24 protein-coding genes are annotated in these 23703 nt (G+C 63.7%); 18 read left to right on the top strand and 6 right to left on the bottom strand.

Annotated features, from left to right (window positions below; all coding sequences use genetic code 11):
* Positions 1 to 238: 238 nt before the first annotated feature.
* The 3 genes from LUB09_RS02500 to LUB09_RS02490 all read left to right on the top strand — a co-directional run bounded on the left by LUB09_RS02500 (position 239) and on the right by LUB09_RS02490 (position 4447).
* A complete protein-coding gene (locus LUB09_RS02500) occupies positions 239 to 1864 on the top strand; it encodes a methyl-accepting chemotaxis protein (RefSeq protein WP_209983615.1) in 1626 nt (541 codons plus the stop codon).
* Positions 1865 to 1928: 64 nt separating this feature from the next.
* On the top strand, positions 1929 to 2828 hold the full coding sequence (locus tag LUB09_RS02495; protein ID WP_231421505.1) for a DMT family transporter: 900 nt from the start codon (positions 1929 to 1931) through the stop codon (positions 2826 to 2828).
* A gap of 53 nt (positions 2829 to 2881) precedes the next feature.
* A complete protein-coding gene (locus LUB09_RS02490; RefSeq protein ID WP_003230455.1) occupies positions 2882 to 4447 on the top strand; it encodes a methyl-accepting chemotaxis protein in 1566 nt (521 codons plus the stop codon).
* A gap of 96 nt (positions 4448 to 4543) precedes the next feature.
* Here the strand turns inward: LUB09_RS02490 and LUB09_RS02485 are convergent, their stop codons facing one another.
* Positions 4544 to 5236, bottom strand: coding sequence for an alpha/beta family hydrolase (locus tag LUB09_RS02485; RefSeq protein WP_231421503.1), 693 nt, complete (start codon positions 5234 to 5236; stop codon positions 4544 to 4546).
* Positions 5237 to 5548: 312 nt separating this feature from the next.
* Between LUB09_RS02485 and ccoN the strand changes: the two genes are divergently transcribed.
* The 12 genes from ccoN (at position 5549) to hemN (ending at position 16447) form a co-directional block, all read left to right on the top strand.
* The gene (gene ccoN, locus LUB09_RS02480) at positions 5549 to 6991 is read left to right on the top strand and encodes a cytochrome-c oxidase, cbb3-type subunit I (protein WP_231421502.1); all 1443 of its coding nucleotides are present in this window, start codon (positions 5549 to 5551) and stop codon (positions 6989 to 6991) included.
* Positions 6991 to 7599: a cytochrome-c oxidase, cbb3-type subunit II gene (ccoO, locus tag LUB09_RS02475; protein ID WP_231421498.1), complete on the top strand. Its 609-nt coding sequence runs from the start codon at positions 6991 to 6993 to the stop codon at positions 7597 to 7599. Before ccoN ends, ccoO begins: the two co-directional genes overlap by 1 nt.
* Before the next feature lie 4 nt (positions 7600 to 7603).
* On the top strand, positions 7604 to 7789 hold the full coding sequence (locus tag LUB09_RS02470) for a cbb3-type cytochrome oxidase subunit 3 (RefSeq protein ID WP_209983624.1): 186 nt from the start codon (positions 7604 to 7606) through the stop codon (positions 7787 to 7789).
* A complete protein-coding gene (ccoP, locus tag LUB09_RS02465) occupies positions 7786 to 8790 on the top strand; it encodes a cytochrome-c oxidase, cbb3-type subunit III (protein WP_231421495.1) in 1005 nt (334 codons plus the stop codon). Before LUB09_RS02470 ends, ccoP begins: the two co-directional genes overlap by 4 nt.
* 121 nt (positions 8791 to 8911) lie before the next feature.
* The gene (locus tag LUB09_RS02460; protein WP_209983628.1) at positions 8912 to 9166 is read left to right on the top strand and encodes a type II toxin-antitoxin system Phd/YefM family antitoxin; all 255 of its coding nucleotides are present in this window, start codon (positions 8912 to 8914) and stop codon (positions 9164 to 9166) included.
* The gene (locus LUB09_RS02455; protein ID WP_209983630.1) at positions 9166 to 9576 is read left to right on the top strand and encodes a type II toxin-antitoxin system VapC family toxin; all 411 of its coding nucleotides are present in this window, start codon (positions 9166 to 9168) and stop codon (positions 9574 to 9576) included. The genes LUB09_RS02460 and LUB09_RS02455 overlap by 1 nt, the downstream gene beginning before the upstream one ends.
* Positions 9577 to 9591: 15 nt before the next feature.
* Positions 9592 to 10995, top strand: a complete 1404-nt coding sequence (ccoG, locus tag LUB09_RS02450; RefSeq protein WP_231421489.1) for a cytochrome c oxidase accessory protein CcoG — start codon at positions 9592 to 9594, stop codon at positions 10993 to 10995.
* 15 nt (positions 10996 to 11010) lie between these two features.
* Positions 11011 to 11550: a FixH family protein gene (locus tag LUB09_RS02445; protein WP_209983635.1), complete on the top strand. Its 540-nt coding sequence runs from the start codon at positions 11011 to 11013 to the stop codon at positions 11548 to 11550.
* A gap of 61 nt (positions 11551 to 11611) precedes the next feature.
* The gene (locus tag LUB09_RS02440) at positions 11612 to 14071 is read left to right on the top strand and encodes a heavy metal translocating P-type ATPase (protein WP_231421482.1); all 2460 of its coding nucleotides are present in this window, start codon (positions 11612 to 11614) and stop codon (positions 14069 to 14071) included.
* Between the two features lie 2 nt (positions 14072 to 14073).
* Complete coding sequence (ccoS, locus tag LUB09_RS02435) at positions 14074 to 14286, top strand: cbb3-type cytochrome oxidase assembly protein CcoS (RefSeq protein ID WP_209983638.1); 213 nt, start codon at positions 14074 to 14076, stop codon at positions 14284 to 14286.
* Positions 14279 to 14962, top strand: a complete 684-nt coding sequence (locus LUB09_RS02430; protein WP_231421481.1) for a sulfite exporter TauE/SafE family protein — start codon at positions 14279 to 14281, stop codon at positions 14960 to 14962. Before ccoS ends, LUB09_RS02430 begins: the two co-directional genes overlap by 8 nt.
* Positions 14963 to 15064: 102 nt before the next feature.
* Positions 15065 to 16447, top strand: coding sequence for an oxygen-independent coproporphyrinogen III oxidase (gene hemN, locus LUB09_RS02425; protein ID WP_231421480.1), 1383 nt, complete (start codon positions 15065 to 15067; stop codon positions 16445 to 16447).
* Between the two features lie 4 nt (positions 16448 to 16451).
* On the opposite strand, the gene LUB09_RS02420 is transcribed toward hemN, so the two are convergent.
* Positions 16452 to 16919: a hypothetical protein gene (locus tag LUB09_RS02420; RefSeq protein ID WP_209983644.1), complete on the bottom strand. Its 468-nt coding sequence runs from the start codon at positions 16917 to 16919 to the stop codon at positions 16452 to 16454.
* A gap of 153 nt (positions 16920 to 17072) precedes the next feature.
* On the opposite strand from LUB09_RS02420, the gene fnr reads away from it, so the two are divergent.
* Together fnr and LUB09_RS02410 are read left to right on the top strand one after the other, a co-directional pair.
* A complete protein-coding gene (gene fnr / locus LUB09_RS02415; RefSeq protein ID WP_003230424.1) occupies positions 17073 to 17807 on the top strand; it encodes a fumarate/nitrate reduction transcriptional regulator Fnr in 735 nt (244 codons plus the stop codon).
* Positions 17808 to 17885: 78 nt separating this feature from the next.
* The gene (locus LUB09_RS02410) at positions 17886 to 18434 is read left to right on the top strand and encodes an adenine phosphoribosyltransferase (protein WP_057009159.1); all 549 of its coding nucleotides are present in this window, start codon (positions 17886 to 17888) and stop codon (positions 18432 to 18434) included.
* An 87-nt stretch (positions 18435 to 18521) separates the two neighbouring features.
* Here LUB09_RS02410 and recR read toward each other — a convergent pair whose 3' ends face one another.
* The 4 genes from recR to dnaX all read right to left on the bottom strand — a co-directional run bounded on the left by recR (position 18522) and on the right by dnaX (position 22798).
* Positions 18522 to 19124, bottom strand: a complete 603-nt coding sequence (recR, locus tag LUB09_RS02405; protein ID WP_003230421.1) for a recombination mediator RecR — start codon at positions 19122 to 19124, stop codon at positions 18522 to 18524.
* 66 nt (positions 19125 to 19190) lie between these two features.
* The gene (locus LUB09_RS02400) at positions 19191 to 20225 is read right to left on the bottom strand and encodes an NADP-dependent oxidoreductase (protein ID WP_231421479.1); all 1035 of its coding nucleotides are present in this window, start codon (positions 20223 to 20225) and stop codon (positions 19191 to 19193) included.
* Between the two features lie 132 nt (positions 20226 to 20357).
* The gene (locus LUB09_RS02395) at positions 20358 to 20696 is read right to left on the bottom strand and encodes a YbaB/EbfC family nucleoid-associated protein (protein WP_003230417.1); all 339 of its coding nucleotides are present in this window, start codon (positions 20694 to 20696) and stop codon (positions 20358 to 20360) included.
* A gap of 47 nt (positions 20697 to 20743) precedes the next feature.
* Entirely contained in the window at positions 20744 to 22798 is a 2055-nt protein-coding gene (gene dnaX / locus LUB09_RS02390) for a DNA polymerase III subunit gamma/tau (protein WP_231421478.1), read from the bottom strand.
* 133 nt (positions 22799 to 22931) lie between these two features.
* On the opposite strand from dnaX, the gene LUB09_RS02385 reads away from it, so the two are divergent.
* Positions 22932 to 23684, top strand: coding sequence for a substrate-binding periplasmic protein (locus LUB09_RS02385; protein ID WP_231421477.1), 753 nt, complete (start codon positions 22932 to 22934; stop codon positions 23682 to 23684).
* The last annotated feature ends 19 nt before the right edge of the window (positions 23685 to 23703 follow it).

Raw genomic sequence — 23703 nt, 5'->3', positions numbered from 1 at the left:
CTACTCTCAGACTCGGATTTTTATCTGTACGCCTTTAACGGCAACGTCTGGCGCGTTTGACAGGGAAAACCTGCCCGGCTCATCCGGCCCCTAACAAATGTAACCGTGCTGATACACCGTAAGGGAAACCCTGATTACCACGTTAATGGCGCTTTGATATATAGCCCGCGCCCTCCCAGCCTGACAAGGTCACAAGACCGATCCGGGAGCAGGTTTCAACCCCCCGAGGAGCAGTGAGATGTCGTTGAGGAACATGAGGATTGGTCTGCGTGCCAGTCTGAGTTTTGCCGTATTGGCCAGCCTGCTGGTGATTGTCGGCCTGTTCGGCCTGGGGCAGATGGCCGAGCTGCGCGAAAGCGCGCTGATCATCGAGCGCTCGTGGATGCCGAGCATCGAAAACGCCCATGAAATCGCCGCCACCGTGGCCGGCATTCGCCTGGAGGCGCTGCGCTTCGTTACCACCGATGAATCACGCATCCGCGACACCAGCCGAGGCCTGATCACGCGCAATACCGGTCAGCTCAAGGCGTTGCTGGCCAGCCATGAGAGCCTGCCGAGCAACGACGACGAGCGCGCGCTGCTGCAACAGGTCAACACTGCGGTGGCGAGCTACATGGGTACCATCGGCCAGATGATCAGCCTGGTGGACAAGGAACAGCAACAAGACGCCATCGACCTGGTCACCAGCCGCCTGGCGCCCCTGGGCAATGCCCTCAACCAGCACCTGGAGGCCTTGATCAACTTCAACAAGCGGGGTGTCGAAGCGGCGGCCGACTCGGCAGCGCAGGTGTATGCGCGTGCGCGCTGGATTGTCGGCCTGATCATCGTCGTCGCGCTGGTCGCCACGTTGCTGCTGGCCTGGCTGCTCACCCGCAGCATCACCACGCCGCTGGGCCAGGCGCTGGCAGTGGCGCGCACCATCGCCGCCGGCGACCTGAGCCAGCCCGTGACCGTGCACGGTCGCGACGAGCCGGCGCAACTGCTGGCCGCCCTGGCCAGCATGCAGACGCAATTGCAGGGCACCCTGCGCGGCATCAGTGAGTCGGCGCAGCAACTGGCCTCGGCGGCCGAAGAAATGAGTTCGGTAATGGCGCAGAGCACACGTGGCCTGCAGGCGCAAAACGATGAAATCGAACAGGCCGCCACCGCCGTCACCCAGATGAGCGTCGCCGTGGACGACGTGGCCAACAACGCGGTGTCCAGCGCCGAAGCATCGCAGGCCTCGGACGAGGACAGCAAACACGGCCACCACCAGATCAGCCAGACCATCAGCGCGATCCAGAGCCTGGTCGACGAAGTGCTCGGCGCCTCGAACAAGGCCGAAGGCCTGGCCGCCAAGGCGCAGGACATCAGCAAGGTGCTCGAAGTGATCCGTGGCATCGCCGGGCAAACCAACCTGCTGGCACTCAACGCCGCCATTGAAGCGGCCCGCGCAGGCGAGGCCGGACGCGGCTTTGCGGTCGTCGCCGATGAAGTACGCTCGCTGGCGCAACGCACCCAGGCCTCCACCGAAGACATCGAGCAGATGATCACCAGTATCCAGCAAGGCACCCAGGACACCGTCGGCGCACTCAACAGCAGCGCCGAACACGCCGGTCATACCCTGCAGCGGGCCAACAACGCCGGCAACGCGCTGGCGAAAATCACCGCGTCCATCTCGCAGATCAACCAGCGCAACCGCGTGATCGCCAGCGCCGCTGAGCAACAGGCGCTGGTGGCCCGTGACGTCGACCGCAGCCTGGTGAACATTCGCGCCCTGTCGACTCAGACCGCCGCCGGCGCCAGCCAGACCTCGGCCGCCAGCCAGGAACTGTCGCGCCTGGCCGTGGACCTCAATGGGCTGGTGACGCGGTTCGTCGTTTAATTAGCGATTGTGTCAGGCAGGCCGCTGGGCAACACTCGCGGCCTTATCAAGGTAGGAATGTGCTGTGAGACCTGTCGACACCCTGTACCTGCTGGGCCTGGCTGCCATCTGGGGCGCGAGCTTTCTGTTCATGCGCATCATCGCGCCGGAAATCGGCAGTGTGCCGACCGCGTTTTTCCGCGTGTCGATCGCCGCCGCCGGCCTGCTGGTGATTCTGGCGCTGATGCGCGTGCGCTGGGATTTCCAGGGCAAGTTCAAAACCGTGCTGCTGCTGGGCGTAATCAACTCCGGGATCCCCGCCACGATGTACTCGGTGGCCGCCCAGGTGCTGCCGGCGGGTTACTCGGCGATCTTCAACGCCACCACGCCGCTGATGGGCGTGTTGATCGGCGGGTTGTTCTTCAGCGAACGCCTGACCCCCTCAAAATTTGCCGGGGTATGCCTGGGCCTGTTCGGTGTGGGTGTGCTGACCCGCGCCGGCCCGGTGGCGTTTGACCTGCCCTTGCTGATGGGCGCGCTGGCGTGTCTGCTGGCCACCACCTGCTACGGGTTTGCCGGGTTTCTCGCGCGGCGCTGGCTGGATCGCCAGGGCGGGCTGGACAGCCGTCTGTCCGCCTTGGGCAGCATGCTCGGCGCCACCCTGTTTCTGTTGCCGCTGTTCGCCTACAGCGCCATCAGCCATCCCCCGGCGAGCTGGGGCGGCTGGCAGGTGTGGACGTCGCTGCTGGGGTTGGGGCTGGTGTGCACGGCGTTTGCCTACGTCCTGTACTTTCGCCTGCTGACCGCCATCGGCCCGGTGAGGTCGATGACCACGACTTTTTTGATCCCGCCGTTCGGCGTGCTGTGGGGCGCGCTGCTGCTGGATGAGCCGTTGTCGATGGCCCACGTGTATGGCGGCGTGTTGATTGGCGGGGCATTGTGGCTGGTGCTGCGGCCACCGCGGATTGTTGCAAAAAGAATCTAAATAAACCTCCGATACGGCCGATAACCCCCGAAAGCCTCACGGATTGAACTGCCATGCGTAATAACCAGCCCGTTACCCAGCGCGAACGTACCTTCCCTGCCCAGCAACGGTTGATCTCCACCACAGATGCCAAAGGGGTTATCACCTACTGCAACGACGCTTTCGTCGAAATCAGTGGGTTCAGCCATGACGAACTGATGCGCGCACCGCACAACCTGGTGCGTCACCCGGACGTTCCGGCGGCCGTCTTCGCGCACATGTGGACCACGCTCAAACAAGGCCTGCCATGGATGGGCATCGTCAAGAACCGCTGCAAGAGTGGCGATCACTATTGGGTCAACGCCTATGTGACGCCGGTCTTCGATGGCAGCCAGGTGATCGGCTACGAGTCGGTGCGCGTCAAGCCCACCGCCGAACAGATCCGCCGCGCCGAAGCGCTTTATCAACGCATCAACCAGGGCAAGTCGGCGATTCCGCGGCGCGACAAATGGCTGCCGGTGTTGCAGGACTGGTTGCCGTTCATCCTGGTGAGCCAGTTGAGCTTCATGATCGGCGTATCGCTCAATTCCCACTGGGGCTTCGCCCTGGCGGCCGGGTTGTCGGTGCCGTTGGGGCTGCTGGGCCTGCGCTGGCAGCAGCGCGGCCTCAAGCGCTTGCTGCGCCTGGCCGAGCAGACCACCTCAGACCCGTTGATCGCGCAGATGTACACCGACAGCCGTGGCGCCCAGGCGCGTCTGGAAATGTCGATCCTCAGCCAGGAAGCCCGTTTGAAGACGTGCCTTACGCGCTTGCAGGACACTGCCGAACACTTGAACGCTCAGGCGCTGCAATCCAACACCTATGCGCATAACAGCTCCAGCGGTCTGGAACGCCAGCGCGTGGAAACCGAGCAGGTGGCCACGGCGGTCAACCAGATGGCGGCGACCACCCAGGAAGTCGCCAGCCACGTGCAGCGCACGGCGGACGCGACCCAGGAAGCCAATCGCCTGACCGGTCGCGGTCGCGACATCGCCGGGGAAACCCGCGAGGCGATTCAGCGCCTGTCGGTGGCGGTGGGCGAAACCGGCGTGACCGTGACCCAGTTGGCCAAGGACAGCGATGAAATCGGCGGCGTGGTCGACGTGATCAAGGGCATTGCCGACCAGACCAACCTGCTGGCACTGAACGCCGCCATTGAAGCGGCGCGTGCCGGTGAGATGGGCCGGGGGTTTGCCGTAGTGGCTGACGAAGTGCGCCAACTGGCGCAGCGCACCACCGAGTCCACCGGGCAGATCCATGCCCTGATCGCCAAGCTGCAACAGACCGCCAACGCCGCCGTGCAAACCATGGACGCCGGGCGCCGTCAGGCCGAAGAAGGCGTGACGCGGGTGACGGAAGCGGACCAGGCACTGGTCGGCATCAGCGAAGCGGTGGCGCACATCACCGACATGACCACCCAGATCGCCGCCGCGACCGAAGAGCAAAGCTCGGTGGCCGAGGAGATCAGCCGCAATATCAGCACCATTGCGTTGCTGGCGGACCAGACCTCGGAGCAGGCGATGAACTCGGCGCAGTTGAGCGAAGAGCTGACCCATACGGCCAATTCCCAGTATTCGCTGGTGGAGCGTTTCAACCGGTAATCGCTATCGGGAGCAAGCCCCCACCTTTACAGTGTTCACCAATGGAAATGTGTGAACCCAATCAAAGGTGGGAGGGGGCTTGCTCCCGATGAGGCCCTAACAGCCACCGAGAAACTCAGCCACCTTCACCGCCGCAGCCTCCAGATGCTGCTCATGACTGAACCCCGACGCCTTCAACGGCTTCAAGTCATGGTCCGCCGCCGCCAGCCACATCACCTCGATGCTCGGCGACAACGCATACCCCTCCACCGCCGCCCGATTGCCCAGCGCATCGCGCTCGCCCTGCACGATCAAGCTCGGCGTCTTCAACCCGGCCAAATGCTCGACCCGTGGTTTCTCCGGCTTGCCCACCGCATAGAACGGATACCCCAGACACACCAGCCCGTCGGCCGCCAATTCATCGGCCAGCAAACTGGCCATGCGCCCGCCCATGGACTTGCCGCCAATCGCCAGTTTGCCGCCGACATGGCGTCGCACCTCGGCATACACCTCCCGCCAAGCCTCCAGCAGTTTCGGCGCCGGGTTCGGCGGACGTTTGCCGCCGTCCAGCCGACGCTGGGCCATGTAGGGAAACTCGAAACGCAATACGTTGACGCCATGCCCGGCAAGGCGTGCAGCCATGTCGTTCATGAAGCTGGAGTCCATCGGCGCGCCGGCGCCATGGGCCAGCATCAATGTGACCGCCTCACCTGACGCGCCTTGAGCGGCGGCATCCCACAACCAGCCGCGTTCCCGCACACAGTGTGCCCACTGATCCCCGTCAATACTTGCCTTGTGCTGTTTGCCCACGCTTGCCTCGCTATTCAATCGGTCTGTCGCTCATGAACATTACCGTGTAAGTACCGCCTGTCACCACCTGGAGGCCCCCACAACACCGCGCCTGCGACGCCGGATTTGCGTGCAGGACAGGCCCGGAAATATTCCTGTCCACTTGATCAGCTTTCAATTTAGGATATTGTCCCTACACTGAGCACGGAAAAGCCGCAGAATCTGGCGTTCAACCTGGTTGATGGCGGTGATCACGTGCGTTGCAATGGCCTCTCGCTTTCTCCATACTGCGGCCGCTTTATCTATAAAAATACTAAATCGTGGAACCCCGGCATGAGCACAGCAATCAGCCCGACTGCTTATAACTACAAGGTCGTCCGTCAGTTCGCCATCATGACGGTGGTCTGGGGCATCCTCGGCATGGGGCTCGGCGTATTCATCGCCTTGCAGCTGGTCTGGCCGCAATTGAACTTCGACCTGCCCTGGACCACCTTCGGTCGCCTGCGCCCGCTGCACACCAATCTGGTGATCTTCGCCTTCGGTGGCTGCGCGTTGTTCTCCACCTCCTATTACGTGGTGCAGCGAACCTGCCAGGCGCGCCTGATCAGCGACGGCCTCGCCGCATTCACCTTCTGGGGCTGGCAAGCGGTGATCATCGGCGCCATCGTCAGCCTGCCGCTGGGCTACACCACCACCAAGGAATACGCTGAACTGGAATGGCCGATCGCGATTTTGCTGGCAATCGTGTGGGCGGCCTACGCAACGGTGTTCTTCGGCACCATCGTCAAGCGCAAGACCCGGCACATCTACGTTGCCAACTGGTTCTACGGTGCGTTCATCCTGGTGACGGGGATGCTGCACATCGTCAACCACGCATCGTTGCCGGTCAGCCTGTTCAAGTCCTACTCGGCCTATGCCGGCGCAACAGACGCGATGATCCAGTGGTGGTACGGGCACAACGCCGTCGGCTTTTTCCTCACCACCGGTTTCCTCGGGATGATGTACTACTTCGTGCCCAAGCAGGCCGAACGCCCCATTTATTCCTATCGCCTGTCCATCGTGCATTTCTGGGCGCTGATCACCCTGTACATCTGGGCCGGCCCCCACCACCTGCACTACACCGCATTGCCCGACTGGGCGCAGTCCCTGGGCATGGTGATGTCGATCATCCTGCTGGCCCCCAGCTGGGGCGGCATGATCAACGGCATGATGACCCTCTCCGGCGCCTGGCATAAGCTGCGCACCGACCCGATCCTGCGCTTTCTGGTGGTGTCGCTGGCGTTCTACGGCATGTCGACGTTCGAGGGGCCGATGATGGCGATCAAGACCGTCAACGCGCTCTCCCACTACACCGACTGGACCATCGGCCATGTCCACGCCGGCGCCCTGGGCTGGGTGGCGATGATCTCCATCGGCTCGCTTTACCACATGATCCCCAGGCTCTACGGCCGCACGCAGATGCACAGCATCGCGCTGATCAACAGCCACTTCTGGCTGGCCACCATCGGCACCGTGCTCTACATCGCCTCGATGTGGGTCAACGGCATCACCCAGGGCCTGATGTGGCGGGCGATCAACGATGACGGCACGCTCACCTTCTCCTTCGTGCAAACGCTGCAGGCCAGCCATTCGGGCTATATCGTGCGGGCCGTGGGTGGAGCGATCTTTGCCAGCGGCATGCTGCTGATGGCCTACAACGTCTGGCGCACCGTGCGCGCCTCGGACCCGGCGCAAGCCGAAGCCGCCGCCGCCATCGCCGTTGCGGGAGCGCACTGATGAAGCATGAAGTCGTCGAGAAAAATATCGGCCTGCTGGCCTTCTTCATGGTCATTGCCGTGAGCATCGGCGGGCTGACCCAGATCGTCCCGCTGTTTTTCCAGGACGTGACCACCAAGCCCATCGAAGGCATGAAGCCGCGCAGCGCGCTGGAGCTGGAAGGCCGTGACGTGTACATCGCCAACGGTTGCGTGGGTTGCCACTCGCAGATGATCCGGCCGTTCCGCGCCGAAACCGAACGTTACGGCCATTACTCGGTGGCTGGCGAAAGCGTGTGGGACCACCCATTCCTGTGGGGCTCCAAGCGCACCGGGCCGGACCTGGCGCGGGTCGGCGGGCGTTACTCGGATGACTGGCACCGCGCGCACCTCTACAACCCGCGCAACCTGGTGCCGGAGTCGAAAATGCCGGCGTACCCGTTTCTCGTCGAAAACATACTCGACGGCAAGGACACCGCGAAGAAGATGCAAGTGCTGCGCACCCTGGGCGTGCCCTACACCGACCAGGACATTGCCGGCGCGGCCGCCGCCGTCAAGGGCAAGACTGAAATGGACGCACTGGTGGCCTACCTGCAAGGCCTGGGCACCCTCATCAAGAGCAAACGGTGATCGCATGGATATCGGGATGATTCGGGGCCTGGGCACCCTGGTGGTGATGGTGGCCTTCATCGGCCTGGCGTTGTGGGTGTTCAGCCCACGGCGCAAGGCCGAGTTTGACGAGGCAACCCTGCTGCCTTTCGCCGACGACCCGCAAGCGCTCCAGCAGGTCGAGCAAGCCGCCAGGGATGACAAGCAATGAGCACGTTCTGGAGCCTCTACGTCAGCGTCCTCAGCCTGGGCACTCTGTTCGCCATCACCTGGCTGTTGCTGTCGACCCGCAAGGGCCAGCGCAGCGAGCAGACCGAGGAAACCGTCGGTCACTCGTTCGACGGCATCGAGGAGTACGACAACCCGTTGCCCAAATGGTGGTTCATGCTGTTCATCGGCACCCTTGTCTTCGCCCTCGGTTACCTGGCGCTGTACCCGGGCCTGGGCAATTGGCAGGGCCTGCTGCCGGGCTACAACTACCTCGACAACGACCGGCAGACGCCCTTCGCCAACGGCAAGACCGGCTGGACCTCCGTGCATGAATGGGAAAAGGAAATGGCCCAGTCGCAGGCGAAGTTCGGCCCGATCTTTGCCACATTCGCCGCGATGCCGATCGAGGACGTGGCCAGGGACCCGAAGGCCTTGAAGATGGGCGCTCGCCTGTTCGCCTCCAATTGCTCGGTGTGCCACGGTTCCGATGCCAAGGGCGCCTACGGCTTCCCCAACCTGGCCGACGCCGACTGGCGCTGGGGCGGCACGCCTGACGCCATCAAGGCGTCCATCCTGAAAGGCCGCCAAGCGGTGATGCCGGGCTGGGCCGCCGTCATCGGCGAGCAAGGCGTGGCCGACGTTGCAGGTTTTGTGCTGAGCAACCTCGACGGCCGCACACTGCCCGAAGGCACCAAGGCCGACGTGGCCAATGGCGCGAAACTGTTCGCCGCCACCTGCACGGCCTGCCACGGCCCGGCCGGCAAAGGCAACCCCGCCATGGGCGCGCCGGACCTGACACACCCGGGTGCATTCATCTACGGATCAAGCTTCGCCCAGTTGCAGCAAACCATCCGCCACGGCCGCCAGGGCCAGATGCCGGCGCAGGAGCAACTGCAGGGCAATGACAAGGTGCATGTGCTGGCGGCGTATGTGTACAGCTTGTCTCATGGGGATGAGAAGACTGAGGAGCACGCCAAGTCCGTCGAGGCCCCCGCGCAGTGAGCGCTGGGCAGGACTGTGTTTTTTCTGCTCTGGACAGAGACCGCTGGTAGCCTCGGGCTTGCTCGTCACACAGCCAAAGTAGTAACGTGACTACATTAATTTCAAGAAAGGGGAATACCCCATGACTATCACGACGATCTCCAGCCGCGAATTCAATCAGGACACAAGTGGTGCCAAAAAAGCAGCCCGCCAGGGACCGGTTTTCATCACCGATCGCGGCAAGCCTGCTCATGTGCTGCTAAGCATTGAGGACTACCAGAAACTGACAGGTCTCAACGCCGATATCGTTGACCTGTTGGTGATGCCGGAAGCGGCCGATATCGACCTCGAAACCAGGCGCGCCGTGATCACTCATCGACCTGTGGACCTCTCTTGATGTATTTGCTCGACACCAATGTCATCTCCGAACTTCGTAAACCCCGGGCAGACGCGAACGTGGTCGCCTGGGCCAAAAGCATTATCGCTACGCGCATGTTCATCTCGGCGATCACCTTAAAAGAGCTGGAAACCGGCGTACTGCGCATGGAGCGACGAGACCCGGCGCAGGGCAAGGTGTTGCGTACCTGGCTCAAGCGCCACGTGATGCCGGCATTCGATGCCAGAATCCTGCCCGTTGACGCAGCCGTGGCATTGCGTTGCGCCAACCTGCATGTGCCTGACCAGGCCAACGAGAGTGATGCATTGATTGCCGCGACTGCGTTGGTACATGGACTCACGGTGGTCACCCGTAACATCAGTGACTTCCAATCCAGCGGCGTTCCACTGATCAATCCATGGGACCAATGACCGGCCGATGCCATGATGAGCAACCAGATACCGGTACATGACGTCACCCCGCCCGGGAAAACCGTTGATCTCTACGCGTCACGAGAGAAGATCTACACACGCGCTTTCACCGGCCTGTTTCGCACTGTGCGCATGCTCGGCGGCGGCGCATTGCTGCTGCTGTATTTCGGCACGGTGTGGCTCGATTGGGGTGGCCATCAGGCGGTGTGGTGGAACCTGCCGGAGCGCAAGTTCTTCATTTTTGGCGCCACCTACTGGCCCCAGGATTTCATCCTGCTGTCGGGCATCCTGATCGTCGCGGCGTTTGGCCTGTTCTTCATCACCGTGTACGCCGGGCGCGTGTGGTGCGGCTATACCTGCCCACAAAGCGTGTGGACGTGGATGTTCATGTGGTGCGAGAAAATCACCGAGGGCGACCGCAACCAACGCATCAAGCTGGACCAGGCGCCGATGAGCGCCAGCAAATATCTGCGCAAGTTGGCCAAGCACACGCTGTGGTTGTTGATCGGCCTGGCTACCGGCCTGACCTTCGTCGGTTACTTCTCGCCGATCCGAGAGCTGGTGGTGGAGTTCTTCAGCGGCCAGGCCGATGGCTGGGCGTATTTCTGGGTCGGTTTCTTCACCCTTGCCACCTACGCCAATGCCGGCTGGTTGCGCGAGCAGGTGTGCATCTACATGTGCCCTTATGCGCGCTTTCAGAGCGTGATGTTCGACAAGGACACCCTGATCGTGTCCTACGACCCGCGCCGTGGCGAAGTGCGTGGCCCGCGCAAAAAAGACAGCGACCACAGGGCCCAGGGCCTGGGCGATTGCATCGACTGCACGATGTGCGTGCAGGTGTGCCCTACCGGTATCGACATCCGCGACGGCCTGCAAATCGAATGCATCGGCTGCGCCGCCTGTATCGACGCCTGCGACAGCGTCATGGACAGGATGGACTATCCGCGCGGCCTGATCAGCTACACCACCGAGCACAACCTGTCCGGGCAGAAAACCCACACACTGCGCCCGCGCCTGATCGGTTACGCAGGGGTGTTGCTGGCGATGATCAGCCTGCTGGTGGCGGCATTCCTCCTGCGTCCGCTGGTGAGCCTGGATGTGAGCAAGGACCGTGTGCTGTTCCGCGAAGACGTCGAAGGCCGCATCGAAAACGTCTACAGCCTGAAGATCATGAACAAGGACCAGCGCGACCACCTCTACCTGCTCAGCGCCACTGGCCTGCCCGACCTCAAGCTGCAAGGCCGGCGTGAAATCAGGGTGGCCGCCGGTGATACCGTCAGCCTGCCGGTAGGCCTGTCGAGCGCGCCGCAGCAGTTGCCGTCGAGCACCAACGAAGTGACATTCATCCTGACGGACGTCGATGACGCCGGCGTCCGGATTGAAGCCGGCAGCCGATTCATCGGCCCGCCCGTTCGATAACCAGAGAACCGAACCATGCCCCCAGCCACTGCCGCAAGCCCCTGGTACAAGCACCTCTGGCCCTGGATCATCATTGCGATCCTGGCCTGTTCGGTGACGCTGACCCTGTCCATGGTGACCATTGCGGTGAACAACCCGGACAACCTGGTCAACGACAATTACTACGAGGCCGGCAAGGGCATCAACCGCGCCCTGGACCGTGAACGCCTGGCCCAGACCCTGCAACTGCGCGGCAAGCTGCACCTGGACGAACTGACCGGTGAAGTCGAGCTGCGCCTCACCGGCTACAGCAACCCGAACACCCTGCAACTCAACCTGATTTCCCCGACCCAGCCGCAGAAGGACCGCAGGATCAACCTGACCCGCAGCGACAGCGAACCGGGCCGCTACATCGGCCAGGTGACCGACAGGGTCGAGGGCCGGCGCTTCGTCGAACTGCTGGGGGTGGAAGGCAACCAGACCTGGCGCCTCTTCGAAGAAGAAGACGTCAGCCACGACAAGGACCTGCTGCTGGGTGATGAACCGCTGCAGGGCGCCGAGGAGCTGAAGCAATAAAACGCACGCCTCGCTCAAAATGCTCGCACAGAGGCCCTCCCAGCCACCCCAGATACCAACCATGACCAGCCCCTGCTACCACTGCGCCCTGCCCGTTCCAGCCGGCAGCCGCTTCACCGCGATGATCCTTGGCGAGCGCCGCGAGCTCTGTTGCCCGGGCTGCCAGGCTGTGGCCGAAGCCATCGTGGCCGGTGGGCTGCAACATTATTACCAGCACCGCAGCGAAGCCTCGGCCAACCCCGACACCCTGCCGGTGCAATGGCTGGACGAGCTGGCGCTGTACGACCGCGCCGATGTGCAAAAACCTTTCGTGCGCCACGACGGCGACCTGGCCGAAACCACCCTGCTGATGGAAGGCATCAGTTGCGCGGCCTGTGGCTGGCTGATCGAAAAACACCTGCGCCACCTGCCCGCCGTGGCCGAGGCGCGGCTGAACCTGTCCAACCACCGGCTGCACCTGCGCTGGGCCGACGGGCAAGTGCCGCTGAGCCGGCTGCTCAGTGAGTTGCGCCATATCGGCTACGCCGCCCACCCGTATCAGGCCGACCGCGCCGCCGAGCAACTGGCCGGCGAAAACCGCCTGGCCCTGCGCCGACTCGGCGTCGCCGGCCTGCTGTGGTTCCAGGCAATGATGGCCACCATGGCGACCTGGCCGCAATTCAATGTCGACCTCAGCCCCGAGCTGCACGTGATCCTGCGCTGGATCGCGATGTTCCTGACCACACCCATCGTGTTCTACAGCTGCGCGCCATTCTTCAAGGGCGCGATGCGCGATTTGCGCACGCGCCACCTGACCATGGACGTGTCGGTGTCCCTGGCGATTGGCGGCGCGTACCTGGCCGGCATCTGGACCGCTGTCACCGGCACGGGCGAGTTGTATTTCGACGCGGTGGGCATGTTCGCGCTGTTCCTGCTGGCCGGGCGTTACCTGGAACGTCGCGCCCGGGAGCGCACCGCTGCCGCCACCGCGCAACTGGTCAACCTGTTGCCCGCTTCGTGCCTGCGCCTCAAGCATGACGGCCAGAGCGAACGTATCCTGCTGTCCGAGCTGGCCCTGGGCGACCGTGTGCTGGTGCACCCCGGCGCGGTGCTGCCGGCCGACGGCGTGATCCTCGAGGGCCAGTCGAGCATCGATGAATCCCTGCTGACCGGCGAGTACCTGCCACACCCCCGGCAAGTCGGCGACAGCGTGACGGCCGGCACGCTCAACGTCGACGGCGCGCTGACCGTGCAGGTGCGCGCCCTGGGCCACGACACGCAACTGTCCGCCATCGTGCGTCTGCTGGAACGCGCCCAGGCGGAAAAGCCACGCCTGGCGCAGCTGGCCGACCGCGCCGCACAGGGGTTCCTGCTGGGTTCATTGATAGCCGCCGCCATGATCGGTCTGCTGTGGTGGCAGCTCGACGCGTCGCGGGCATTCTGGATCGTGCTGGCGATGCTGGTAGCGACCTGCCCGTGCGCCTTGTCGCTGGCCACGCCAACGGCGCTCACCGCCGCCACCGGCACGCTGCACAGCCTCGGCCTGCTGCTGACACGCGGCCATGTGCTCGAAGGCCTGAACCAGATCGATACGGTGATTTTCGACAAGACCGGCACCCTCACCGAAGGTCGTCTGACCCTCAACGCCATCCGGCCTCTGGGCGAACTGAACAGCGACCAATGCCTGGGCCTCGCCGCCGCCCTGGAAAACCGCTCCGAGCACCCGATTGCCCGCGCATTCGGCCGGGCGCCGCTGCCCGCCGTTGACGTGCGCAGCGCCGCGGGCCTGGGGCTGGAAGGTCGTGTGGGTGAACGCCTGCTGCGCATCGGCCAGCCTGCATACGTGTGTGAACTCAGCGGTTGCCCGCCGCCCGCCGCGCCGGAGCAAACCGGGCAATGGCTGCTCTTGGGCGACCGCGGCGGCGCGCTCGCGTGGTTCGTGCTCGACGACCGCCTGCGCAGCGATGCGCCAGCGCTGCTCGCAGCGTGCAAGGCACGAGGCTGGCGCACGCTGCTGCTGTCGGGGGACAGCTCGCCGATGGTCGCCAGCGTCGCCGCAGCGTTGGGCATTGACGAAGCCCACGGCGGCCTGCGCCCGGATGACAAGTTGCAGGTGCTGCAACGCTTGCACGCGCAGGGTCGCAAGGTGCTGATGCTCGGCGACGGTGTCAACGATGTGCCCGTACTGGCCGCCGCCGATATCAGCGTGGCCATGGGCTCGGCCACGGACCTGGCGAAAACCAGCGCCGACGCGGTATTGCTGAACAACCGCCTGGACGCTCTGGTGCAGGCGTTCAGCCTGGCACGGCGGACCCGCCGGGTGATCATTGAAAACCTGCTGTGGGCCGGTCTGTACAATGGCCTGATGCTGCCGTTCGCCGCGCTGGGCTGGATCACGCCGCTCTGGGCGGCAATCGGCATGTCCGTGAGTTCGTTGACCGTGGTACTCAACGCCCTGCGCCTGACACGCCAGCCGCGTGCGCCCTTCACGCCCGTTGCCAAACCGCCCGTTGCCGGCCTGAGCCGCGCAGGCCTGGAGTAGCGATGCCAGCTCTTTACATAATGATTCCGGCGGCGCTGCTGTTAGTGGGCGCGGCGATCTACCTCTTTTTCTGGGCAGTGGACAGCGGCCAGTACGACGACCTCGACGGCCCGGCCCACAGCGTGCTGTTCGACGATCAGGACGCGAACCACCTCGCCGCTATCGACGAGGCCAATCCACCGCAGCAACCGCCCAGGGATCCGCCCCGTGCTTGACCTGGCGCCGCTGCTGATCTCCGCGCTGATCCTCGGCCTGCTGGGTGGCGGCCATTGCCTGGGCATGTGCGGCGGGCTGATGGGTGCGCTGACCCTGGCGATTCCCCGCGAGCAACGCAACCGCCGTTTTCGCCTGCTGCTGGCGTACAACCTGGGGCGCATCCTCAGCTATGCCTGCGCCGGACTGCTCATCGGCCTGGCCGGCTGGGCGGTGGCCAACAGCCCTGCGGCGATGGTCATGCGCGTACTGGCCGGTGGACTGCTGATCTGCATGGGCCTGTACCTCGCCGGTTGGTGGAGCGGCCTCACCCGCCTCGAAAACCTGGGCCGTGGCCTGTGGCGGCATATCCAGCCGCTGGCCAACCGCCTGTTGCCAGTGTCGAGCCTGCCGCGTGCCTTACTGCTCGGCGCACTCTGGGGCTGGTTGCCGTGCGGGCTGGTCTACAGCACCTTGCTGTGGGCAGCGAGCCAGGGCAATGCGGCCCACAGCGCATTGCTGATGCTGGCTTTCGGCGTGGGCACTTGGCCTGTGCTGCTGGCCACAGGCCTGGCGGCGGAGCGGGTCACCGCATTACTGCGCCGGCGCAGGGTGCGCGTGGCCGGTGGCATGCTGGTGATGTTGTTCGGCTTCTGGACCCTGCCGGGCCCGCACCAGCATTGGCTGATGGGGCATTAGTCAGCCTGTGGCACAGCGCCACTCCCCGTTGATGCAAATCAACATGCCTGCCCCGCCCTGCCCCTAGACTCCGCCCATCAGCCTATCCGGGGGAGCGCCCGCATGCTCGACGCCATTTGTTGGGACACCGATCTGATTCACCGCTACGACCTCGCCGGGCCGCGCTACACGTCCTACCCCACCGCCGTGCAATGGCACAACCAGGTCGGCGCCTTCGAGCTGTTGCACGCGCTGCACGACAGCCGCAAGGCCGCGCGACCGCTGTCGCTGTATGTGCACGTGCCGTTCTGCGCAAACATCTGCTACTACTGCGCCTGCAACAAGGTGATCACCAAGGACCGTGGCCGCGCCAGGCCCTATCTGCAAAGCCTGACGCAAGAGATCGAGAAGGTGGCCTGCCACCTCGGCCCAAAACAGGTGGTGGAGCAGCTGTATCTGGGCGGCGGCACTCCGACCTTTCTCAGCCACGACGAACTGCGCCAGATGATGGGCAGCCTGCGCCGGCACTTCCATCTGCTGGATGACGACTCGGGCGACTACGGCATCGAGATCGACCCGCGCGAAGCCGATTGGGCAACCATGGGCCTGCTGCGCGAGCTGGGGTTCAACCGGGTGAGCATCGGCCTGCAGGACCTCGATCCGCACGTGCAGCGCGCGGTCAATCGCCTGCAAAGCCTGGAGCAAACGCGCGCGGTGATCGACGCGGCACGCACCCTGCAGTTTCGCTCGATCAATATCGACTTGATCTATGGCTTGCCCGAGCAGTCGCCGCTGAGTTTTGCCCACACCGTGGAGGAAGTCATCCGACTGCAACCGGACCGCGTGTCGGTGTTCAACTACGCGCACCTGCCGGAGCGCTTCATGCCCCAGCGGCGCATCAACAGCGATGACCTGCCCACCCCGGCCGCCAAACTGTTGATGCTGCAAACCAGCATCGAACAGTTGACCCAGGCTGGCTACCGCTACATCGGCATGGACCATTTCGCCCTGCCGGACGACGAACTGGCCAGCGCCCAGGAAGACGGCACCCTGCAACGCAACTTCCAGGGCTACACCACCCACGGGCACTGCGATTTGATTGGGCTGGGGGTGTCGGCGATCAGTCAGATAGGCGACCTGTACTGCCAGAACACCAGCGACCTCGGCGTCTATCAGAACGCGCTGGCGGGTGCGCAACTGGCAACCTGCCGTGGGCTGCTGTGCACCCCGGATGATCGACTGCGGCGCGAGGTGATCCAGCAGTTGATCTGCCATTTTCAGCTGGAGTTCGAGTGCATCGAGCGGGCGTTCACCCTCGACTTTCGCGGCTATTTTGCCGCGCTGTGGCCGCAGTTGCAGACCATGGCCAGCGACGGCCTGATCAAGCTCGACGCCCAGGGCATCCGCGTACTGCCGGCCGGGCGCCTGCTGGTACGCTCGCTGTGCATGCTCTTCGATGCCTACCTTGCGCAGCAGAACCGGCAGCAGTTTTCGCGGGTGATCTGAAGCGTTACTTAGACGCCAGGCTCATGGCTTCCATCTGCGCGTCGGCAGGCTGGTCCTTCATGGCCTTGCCCAACTGCATCTGCACCATGGTCAGGCTGGCCTGCAACGTGGCGATGCTCGCCTGCAGGTTGGCGACCCGCGCCTGACGCGCCTCGGGTGTCATCGAATTGTCGGACTGGGCGGCAGCGACTTCGGCCTGCTTATCGGCGATCTGCTTTTTCAGTTCGCGGATCATTTTCAGTAGCTGTTTGACCGGGTCGGTCTGACTGCTGTTATCGATGTCCTTGTTCGAGTCGGTTTTGGCGGCACGAAAGCCGGCATTGGAGATCGACACGCTCACACCCTCGGTCACCTTGGTCTCACTGACAGGTTTTTCGTCGTCGCGCGCCGCTTCTGCCGCCGGGTTTTTCCTGAGGTCCGGCACCGTGGGAATGTTCACACTGGAAGGATTGAGGCCACCGATGGAAGACATGATCCGGGTCCTGATTGAATGAGATAGGCCTTTGTATCGGCACCGATACACGAACCTTTATAGCGTCGGCGCCGTTTTGTACGCGCTGGCCTCACCTACCCTCGGTGCGTTACCCTTACGTCTTATGTGTGATTTCCCACAAGGATTTAAGAAATGCCTGAGCCAGTCAAACTGCGCGCTCACAGCCAGGCTCACTGCAAGGATTGCAGCCTGGCCCCCCTCTGCCTGCCACTTTCGTTGAATCTGGAAGACATGGATGCGCTGGACGAGATCGTTAAACGCGGGCGCCCGCTGAAGAAAGGCGAGTTTCTGTTTCGCCAGAGCGACCGGTTCGATTCCGTCTACGCAGTCCGCTCGGGCGCGTTGAAAACCTTCAGCCTGAGCGGCAGCGGCGAAGAGCAGATCACCGGATTTCACCTGCCCAGCGAACTGGTCGGGCTGTCAGGCATGGACACCGAGATGCACCCGGTGTCGGCCCAGGCGATGGAGACCACCTCGGTGTGCGAAATCCCCTTCGAGCGCCTGGATGAACTGGCCTTGCAACTGCCGCAACTGCGCCGCCAGTTGATGCGCGTGATGAGCCGCGAGATTCGTGACGATCAACAGATGATGTTGCTGCTGTCGAAGAAAACCGCCGACGAGCGCATTGCCACCTTCCTGGTCAACCTCTCGGCGCGCTTTCGCGCCCGTGGGTTCTCGGCCAACCAGTTCCGCCTGAGCATGTCGCGCAATGAAATCGGCAACTACCTGGGCCTCGCGGTGGAAACCGTGTCCCGGGTATTCACGCGTTTTCAACAGAGTCAATTGCTGGCCGCCGAGGGCAAGGAAGTGCACATCCTCGACCCGATCCAGCTGTGCGCACTGGCCGGCGGCTCCCTGGAAGGCTGATCCAGACACCTGCGGCCAAGCGCACCGGCGACGCCGCAGGTATACTTCGCGTCCGTTTTCCTCCCAGGACCCTCGACGATGATCCTCGATTCGTTCGACATCAAATCCCTGATCCGCCCCGTCATCGACTTCCCCAAGCCTGGGGTGATTTTCCGTGACATCACGCCGCTGTTCCAATCACCCCGCGCTCTGCGCCTGGTGGCCGATACCTTTGCCCAGCGCTACGTCGAGGCCGACTTCACGCACATCGGCGCAATGGATGCGCGCGGTTTCCTGATCGGCTCGATCATCGCCTACCAGTTGAACAAACCGCTGATCCTGTTCCGCAAGCAGGGCAAATTGCCGGCCGACGTGCTCGCCGAGGGTTACCAGACCGAATACGGCGAGGCTTTTCTGGAAGTGCACGCCGACAGCCTGTGCGAAGGCGACTCGGTGCTGATGTTCGATGACCTGATCGCCACCGGCGGCACCCTGATTGCGGCAGCGAACCTGGTGCGACGCATGGGCGCGCAGATCTTTGAAGCAGCGGCGATCATTGATTTGCCGGAGCTGGGTGGGTCGCAGCGTTTGCAGGCTATGGGGATTCCCACGTTCTGCCTGACGCAGTTTGCATTGACCGAAAAATAGCGGTTAAGCCGCAAGTCAAAATGTGGGAGGGGGCTTGCTCCCTCCCACATTTTTATTGGGTGTGCACCTTGAGGCTTGCGGTATTGCCTAGAGCGCGATGGGCTTGCGGCCGGCGAACGAGTGCGCGAGGGTGCCGCCGTCCACCAGTTCCAGCTCGCCCCCCAGTGGCACGCCGTGGGCGATGCGCGAGGTAATCAGGCCTTTGTTGGTCAGCAACTGCGCGATGTAATGCGCGGTGGCCTCGCCTTCCACGGTCGGGTTGGTGGCCAGGATCACTTCGGTGAACGTGCCCTGCTCCTGGATCCGCGTCACCAGTTGCGGAATGCCGATGGCTTCCGGCCCCAGACCGTCCAGCGGCGACAGGTGGCCCTTGAGCACGAAGTAACGGCCGCGATAGCCGGTCTGCTCCACCGCGTAGACGTCCATCGGCCCTTCCACCACGCACAGCAAAGTGTCGTCGCGGCGCGGGTCGGCGCATTGTGGGCAGAGTTCTTCTTCGGTGAGGGTGCGGCACTGACGGCAATGGCCTACGCCTTCCATGGCCTGGCTCAGGGCCTGGGCCAGGCGGATGCCACCGCTGCGATCACGCTCCAGCAGTTGCAGCGCCATGCGCTGGGCGGTTTTCTGGCCGACGCCCGGCAACGTACGCAGGCCGTCGATCAGTTGGCGAATCAGGGGGCTGAAGCTCATGGGCGAAGGGTCCGACAAAACAACGAGACGCGGTTTATACCCGCGCCTCGGATTAGCGTCAAATGCTCAATCCTGCGCGACGCGTACCACCAACTTGCCGAAGTTGCGTCCTTCGAGCAAACCGATAAACGCCTCGGGGGCCTGTTCCAGGCCGTCCACCACGTCCTCGCGGAACTTGATCTTGCCCTCGCGCACCCATGGCGCCATGGCGCTGAGGAATTCCGGCTGGCGGTCGCCATAGTCGTCGAACACGATAAAGCCCTGGATACGCACGCGCTTGGTCAGCAGGGTGCGTTGCAGCGCCGGCAGGCGATCAGGGCCGGTGGGTGCTTCGTTGGCGTTGTAGCCGGCGATCAAGCCACACAGGGGAATGCGCGCCTTGGCATTGAGCAACGGCAGCACCGCATCGAACACCTTGCCGCCGACGTTTTCGTAATAAATGTCGACGCCGTTGGCACAGGCCACGGCCAGTTCGTTGGCGAAATCTTCGCTCTTGTGGTCGACGCAGGCGTCAAAACCCAGCTCGTCCACCACGTAGCGGCATTTTTCCGCACCGCCGGCGATGCCCACTACGCGCAGGCCCTTGAGCTTGGCCACCTGCCCCACCACCGAGCCCACCGCGCCCGAGGCCGCCGCCACCACCAGGGTTTCGCCGGCCTTGGGCTGGCCGATGTCCATCAGGCCCATGTAGGCGGTCATGCCCGGCATACCCAGCACGCCCAGCGCCATGGACGGGCTGGCCAGGCCGTTGGGCACCGGCACCAGGTTACTGCCATCGGAAATGCTGTGGCTCTGCCAGCCGGTGGAACCGACCACCAGGTCGCCCACTTCAAATGTCGGATTGCGCGATTGCTCGACACGGCTGACGGCGCCGCCGGTCATCACCTCGTCGATTTCCACCGGCGCCGCGTAAGACGGCGCGTCGCTCATGCGGCCACGCATGTAGGGGTCGAGGGACAGGTACAGCGTCTTGAGCAGCACTTGGCCGTCTGCCAGCTCCGGCAGCGTCACCCGTTCCAGGCGGAAGTTTTCCGGCGTCGGTGCGCCCTGGGGGCGCGAAACCAGGACGATGCGCTGGTTGAGAGTCGGTTCTTGAGACATCAGGGTGCTCCTTATCGAAATCATCGGTATAGGGTGCAGACCGCGAGTGTCATGCCGGGGTTCGATCGGATCGGCACAAACAAAAATGCCAGGCGCAAGGCCTGGCATTGACGTACAGCCCAGGCTGAACGATCAGAACGGCAGCTTCATTCCCGGAGGCATCTGCATGCCGGCGGTCATGCCGGACATTTTGTCCTGGCTGTTGGCTTCGATCTTGCGCACGGCGTCGTTGACGGCCGAGGCAAACAGCGCTTCGAGCATTTCCAGGTCATCTTCGCCCACGCCCGGCAGCACGCTAGGGTCGATGCTCACGCGCTTGATGTCGTGACGACCCGTCATTACCACGCTGACCATATCGCCACCGGCCTTGCCGGTGACTTCGGCGTTGGCCAGCTCTTCCTGCATCTTGGCCATCTTTTCCTGCATCTGCTGCGCCTGCTTCATCAGGCCGGCCATGCCACCTTTCATCATGGGAATCACCTCAAAAGTATGTGGATCAAACAGTTAACAGCCCGGTGTCATGACGCTTGGGTCACCGGAGCCTCGACAGGTTCAATAGTATCGTGACGCACCACCGCACCGAACTGCTGCATCATCTGCTGGACGAGCGGATCAGCCTGGATCGACTGTTCCGCATCGCGCTGGCGGTTGATGCGCCGACGGGTCGCGGCCTGGGCCGGGGTTTCCTGCTCAGGTTTGATCAGCTCGATGGCGATGGTCAACGTGCGCCCGTGGTACTGGTTGAGCGCATCGTTGAGCCGACGCTGCTGGGTCGCATTGAACAGCGCACTGTGGGCCGGGTCCAGGTGCAGCAGCCAGTGGTCGCCGTCGATGGCGATCAGGGTGCAGTTGGCGGCGATGCTGCCGGTCATGCCGGAAATCGGCAGTTTCGGGAACAACTCCAGCCATTGCAGCGCCAGACCGGTGGCCGGGGCTGCGGCGGGTTCCGCCTCGGGCTCCGGAGCCGGTTCGGCAACGTGTTCGCTGGCCAGTTCGTCCAGGTAGCTGTAGGCCGAATCCATATCCGGCTCGATGTAATCTTCGTCCAGTGGCGGTTCGTCGTCGAGGTCGATAGCCGGAACGGCGGCTTCCACCTGCGCAACGGTCGGCTCGGGCACCGGCGCAGACACCCACTCGGGGGCATCCGGCACCACGCTGTCCGGGGTCGGCGTGGGCATCGGCGTCAGTTCGGGCTGCTCGCCGGTGGTTTCCAGCACGGGCTCCACGGCGGGCTGCTGTCCGGGTTCGGGCTCGACTGGGGCCTGCTCGTTCCAGGGCAGATCGACAATCGCCTCGGGCTCAGCCTCGGGTTCGACCACGACCGGCGCCGGCTCGGGCAATGGCTCTGGCGCCGGCGCCGGCTCCGGCACAACAGGCGCAGTCGCCACCGGCGCAACCACCGCCGCACCCGCCACGGAGTTGGCGGAATCAACTGTGGCCTGGCTGATCCCCACTGGCTTTAGCGGCTGCCTCGGCGCGTCGGCCGAGTCGGCGGGCCGGAAGGCCAGCATGCGCAGCAGCACCATCTCGAAGCCACCGCGCGGGTCCGGCGCCAGCGGCAGGTCGCGGCGGCCGATCAGGCCCATCTGGTAATAGAACTGCACATCTTCGGCCGGCAGCGCCTGGGCCAGGGCCAAAACGCGGTCGCGGTCACCATGGCCGTTGTCGACGCCTTCAGGCAGCGCCTGGGCGATGGCGACGCGGTGCAGCACGTTGAGTATTTCCGAGAGCACGCCGTTCCAGTCCGGGCCCTGCTCCGACAAATGGCGCACCGCTTCGAGCAGTGCCTTTGCGTCGCCCTCGATCAGCGCGTGCAGCACGTCGAACACCTGGCCGTGGTCCAGGGTGCCCAGCATGGCGCGCACATCGGCGGCCATGACCTTGCCTTCACCGAAGGCGATGGCCTGGTCGGTGAGGCTCATGGCGTCGCGCATCGAGCCATCGGCGGCGCGGCCGAGCAGCCACAGTGCGTCGTCCTCGAACGGTACGTTCTCGACGCCGAGCACGTGGGTCAGATGCTCGACCACGCGCTCCGGGGTCATGTTTTTCAGGGAGAATTGCAGGCACCGCGACAAAATCGTCGCAGGAAGTTTCTGCGGGTCGGTGGTGGCCAGGATGAATTTGACGTAGGGCGGCGGCTCTTCCAGGGTTTTCAACAGCGCGTTGAAGGAATGGCTGGAGAGCATGTGCACTTCGTCGATCAGGTAGACCTTGAAGCGGCCGCGGCTGGGGGCGTACTGCACGTTGTCGAGCAGTTCGCGGGTGTCTTCGACCTTGGTGCGGCTCGCGGCGTCGATCTCGATCAGGTCGACGAAGCGCCCTTCGTCGATCTCGCGGCACACCGAGCAGGTACCGCAGGGTGTGGAGGTGATACCGGTTTCGCAGTTCAGGCACTTGGCGATGATGCGCGCGATGGTGGTCTTGCCCACCCCCCGCGTACCGGTGAACAGGTAGGCATGGTGCAGCCGCTGGCTGTCCAAGGCATTGATCAGAGCCTTGAGCACATGGGTCTGGCCGACCATTTCGCGGAACGAGCGCGGGCGCCATTTACGTGCAAGAACCTGATAACTCATCGAAAACCGTCGCAACTGGGAAGCGGAAGCCGGTAATGCTAGCGGAGCAAGGGGGAAATTGCATCCGGCACGCTCGTCTAATCTGACTAAGCTGTGCTCAACCGCCTCTCGAAGGCCTGAACATGGAGGGCATATGCGCGTAGTTCTGGGCGCTTTATGGATGATAGCCACGGCCACCCTGGCGGCCCCTGCGCCGCTGCGTTTCTCGGTTTCCGACAGCTGGGCGATGCCGGTGGTGCAACTGGAGGGCGGCGTGCCCACCCAAGGGATTGTGTACGACCTCATGTCGAGCCTGGCCACCCAGGTCGGCCGCCCGATCAGTTTCCATGTGCTGTCGCGGGTGCGGATTGCGGCAGCCATGGCCCATGGCGACATTGATGTGCGCTGTTACGTGGCCCAGGCCTGGGTCAACGACCTGTCGGGCGACTACAGCTGGAGCGTGCCGCTGATGGTGCAGCGCGATGTGCTGGTCAGCATCAACAGCCAGCCGGTGAAGGTGGACGAACTGGCCGCGCAACCGATCGGCACGGTGCTCAACTACCGCTACCCCCTGCTCGACCTGCTGTTTGCCAGCGGCCAGCTCAGCCGCGACGATGCCCGCAGCGAGGAACAGGTGCTGCAAAAGCTGGTGGCCGGGCGCTTCGACTATGCGGTGATGAATGAATGGATCGTTGATCGCTTCAATCAGAAAGTCCCGGTTGGGCGGCGCTTGCACAAGGTGGCGACAATTGAAGAGCAAGACCTCAGGTGCGTGGTGCGCAATGCCGCGGACGTGCCGGTGCAACAGATCCTGCGCACCTTGCAGCAAATGAAGAGGTCGGGGGAAATCGACGGCATTATCCAGTTGTACACCGGGCGCCCCGCCGCCAATGCCCCTGCGGACTGAAGACCGGCAAGGAACCTTC

Origin of the sequence: Pseudomonas sp. Leaf59 (genome assembly GCF_920984685.1) — a bacterium.
Taxonomy (GTDB): Bacteria; Pseudomonadota; Gammaproteobacteria; order Pseudomonadales; family Pseudomonadaceae; genus Aquipseudomonas.
Note: the sequence above shows the minus strand (reverse complement) of the source record. Positions and strands in the feature narration are given on the sequence as shown.

Bases quoted from the DNA above. Each gene is read 5' to 3' on its own strand.
- LUB09_RS02500 (WP_209983615.1), top strand. From the start codon at position 239: ATGTCGTTGAGGAACATGAGGATTGGTCTGCGTGCCAGTCTGAGTTTT.
- LUB09_RS02490 (WP_003230455.1), top strand. From the start codon at position 2,882: ATGCGTAATAACCAGCCCGTTACCCAGCGCGAACGTACCTTCCCTGCC.
- ccoN (WP_231421502.1), top strand. From the start codon at position 5,549: ATGAGCACAGCAATCAGCCCGACTGCTTATAACTACAAGGTCGTCCGT.
- ccoO (WP_231421498.1), top strand. From the start codon at position 6,991: ATGAAGCATGAAGTCGTCGAGAAAAATATCGGCCTGCTGGCCTTCTTC.
- LUB09_RS02470 (WP_209983624.1), top strand. From the start codon at position 7,604: ATGGATATCGGGATGATTCGGGGCCTGGGCACCCTGGTGGTGATGGTG.
- ccoP (WP_231421495.1), top strand. From the start codon at position 7,786: ATGAGCACGTTCTGGAGCCTCTACGTCAGCGTCCTCAGCCTGGGCACT.
- LUB09_RS02460 (WP_209983628.1), top strand. From the start codon at position 8,912: ATGACTATCACGACGATCTCCAGCCGCGAATTCAATCAGGACACAAGT.
- LUB09_RS02455 (WP_209983630.1), top strand. From the start codon at position 9,166: ATGTATTTGCTCGACACCAATGTCATCTCCGAACTTCGTAAACCCCGG.
- ccoG (WP_231421489.1), top strand. From the start codon at position 9,592: ATGAGCAACCAGATACCGGTACATGACGTCACCCCGCCCGGGAAAACC.
- LUB09_RS02445 (WP_209983635.1), top strand. From the start codon at position 11,011: ATGCCCCCAGCCACTGCCGCAAGCCCCTGGTACAAGCACCTCTGGCCC.
- LUB09_RS02440 (WP_231421482.1), top strand. From the start codon at position 11,612: ATGACCAGCCCCTGCTACCACTGCGCCCTGCCCGTTCCAGCCGGCAGC.
- ccoS (WP_209983638.1), top strand. From the start codon at position 14,074: ATGCCAGCTCTTTACATAATGATTCCGGCGGCGCTGCTGTTAGTGGGC.
- hemN (WP_231421480.1), top strand. From the start codon at position 15,065: ATGCTCGACGCCATTTGTTGGGACACCGATCTGATTCACCGCTACGAC.
- LUB09_RS02420 (WP_209983644.1), bottom strand. From the start codon at position 16,919: ATGTCTTCCATCGGTGGCCTCAATCCTTCCAGTGTGAACATTCCCACG.
- fnr (WP_003230424.1), top strand. From the start codon at position 17,073: ATGCCTGAGCCAGTCAAACTGCGCGCTCACAGCCAGGCTCACTGCAAG.
- LUB09_RS02410 (WP_057009159.1), top strand. From the start codon at position 17,886: ATGATCCTCGATTCGTTCGACATCAAATCCCTGATCCGCCCCGTCATC.
- recR (WP_003230421.1), bottom strand. From the start codon at position 19,124: ATGAGCTTCAGCCCCCTGATTCGCCAACTGATCGACGGCCTGCGTACG.
- LUB09_RS02400 (WP_231421479.1), bottom strand. From the start codon at position 20,225: ATGTCTCAAGAACCGACTCTCAACCAGCGCATCGTCCTGGTTTCGCGC.
- LUB09_RS02395 (WP_003230417.1), bottom strand. From the start codon at position 20,696: ATGATGAAAGGTGGCATGGCCGGCCTGATGAAGCAGGCGCAGCAGATG.
- dnaX (WP_231421478.1), bottom strand. From the start codon at position 22,798: ATGAGTTATCAGGTTCTTGCACGTAAATGGCGCCCGCGCTCGTTCCGC.
- LUB09_RS02385 (WP_231421477.1), top strand. From the start codon at position 22,932: ATGCGCGTAGTTCTGGGCGCTTTATGGATGATAGCCACGGCCACCCTG.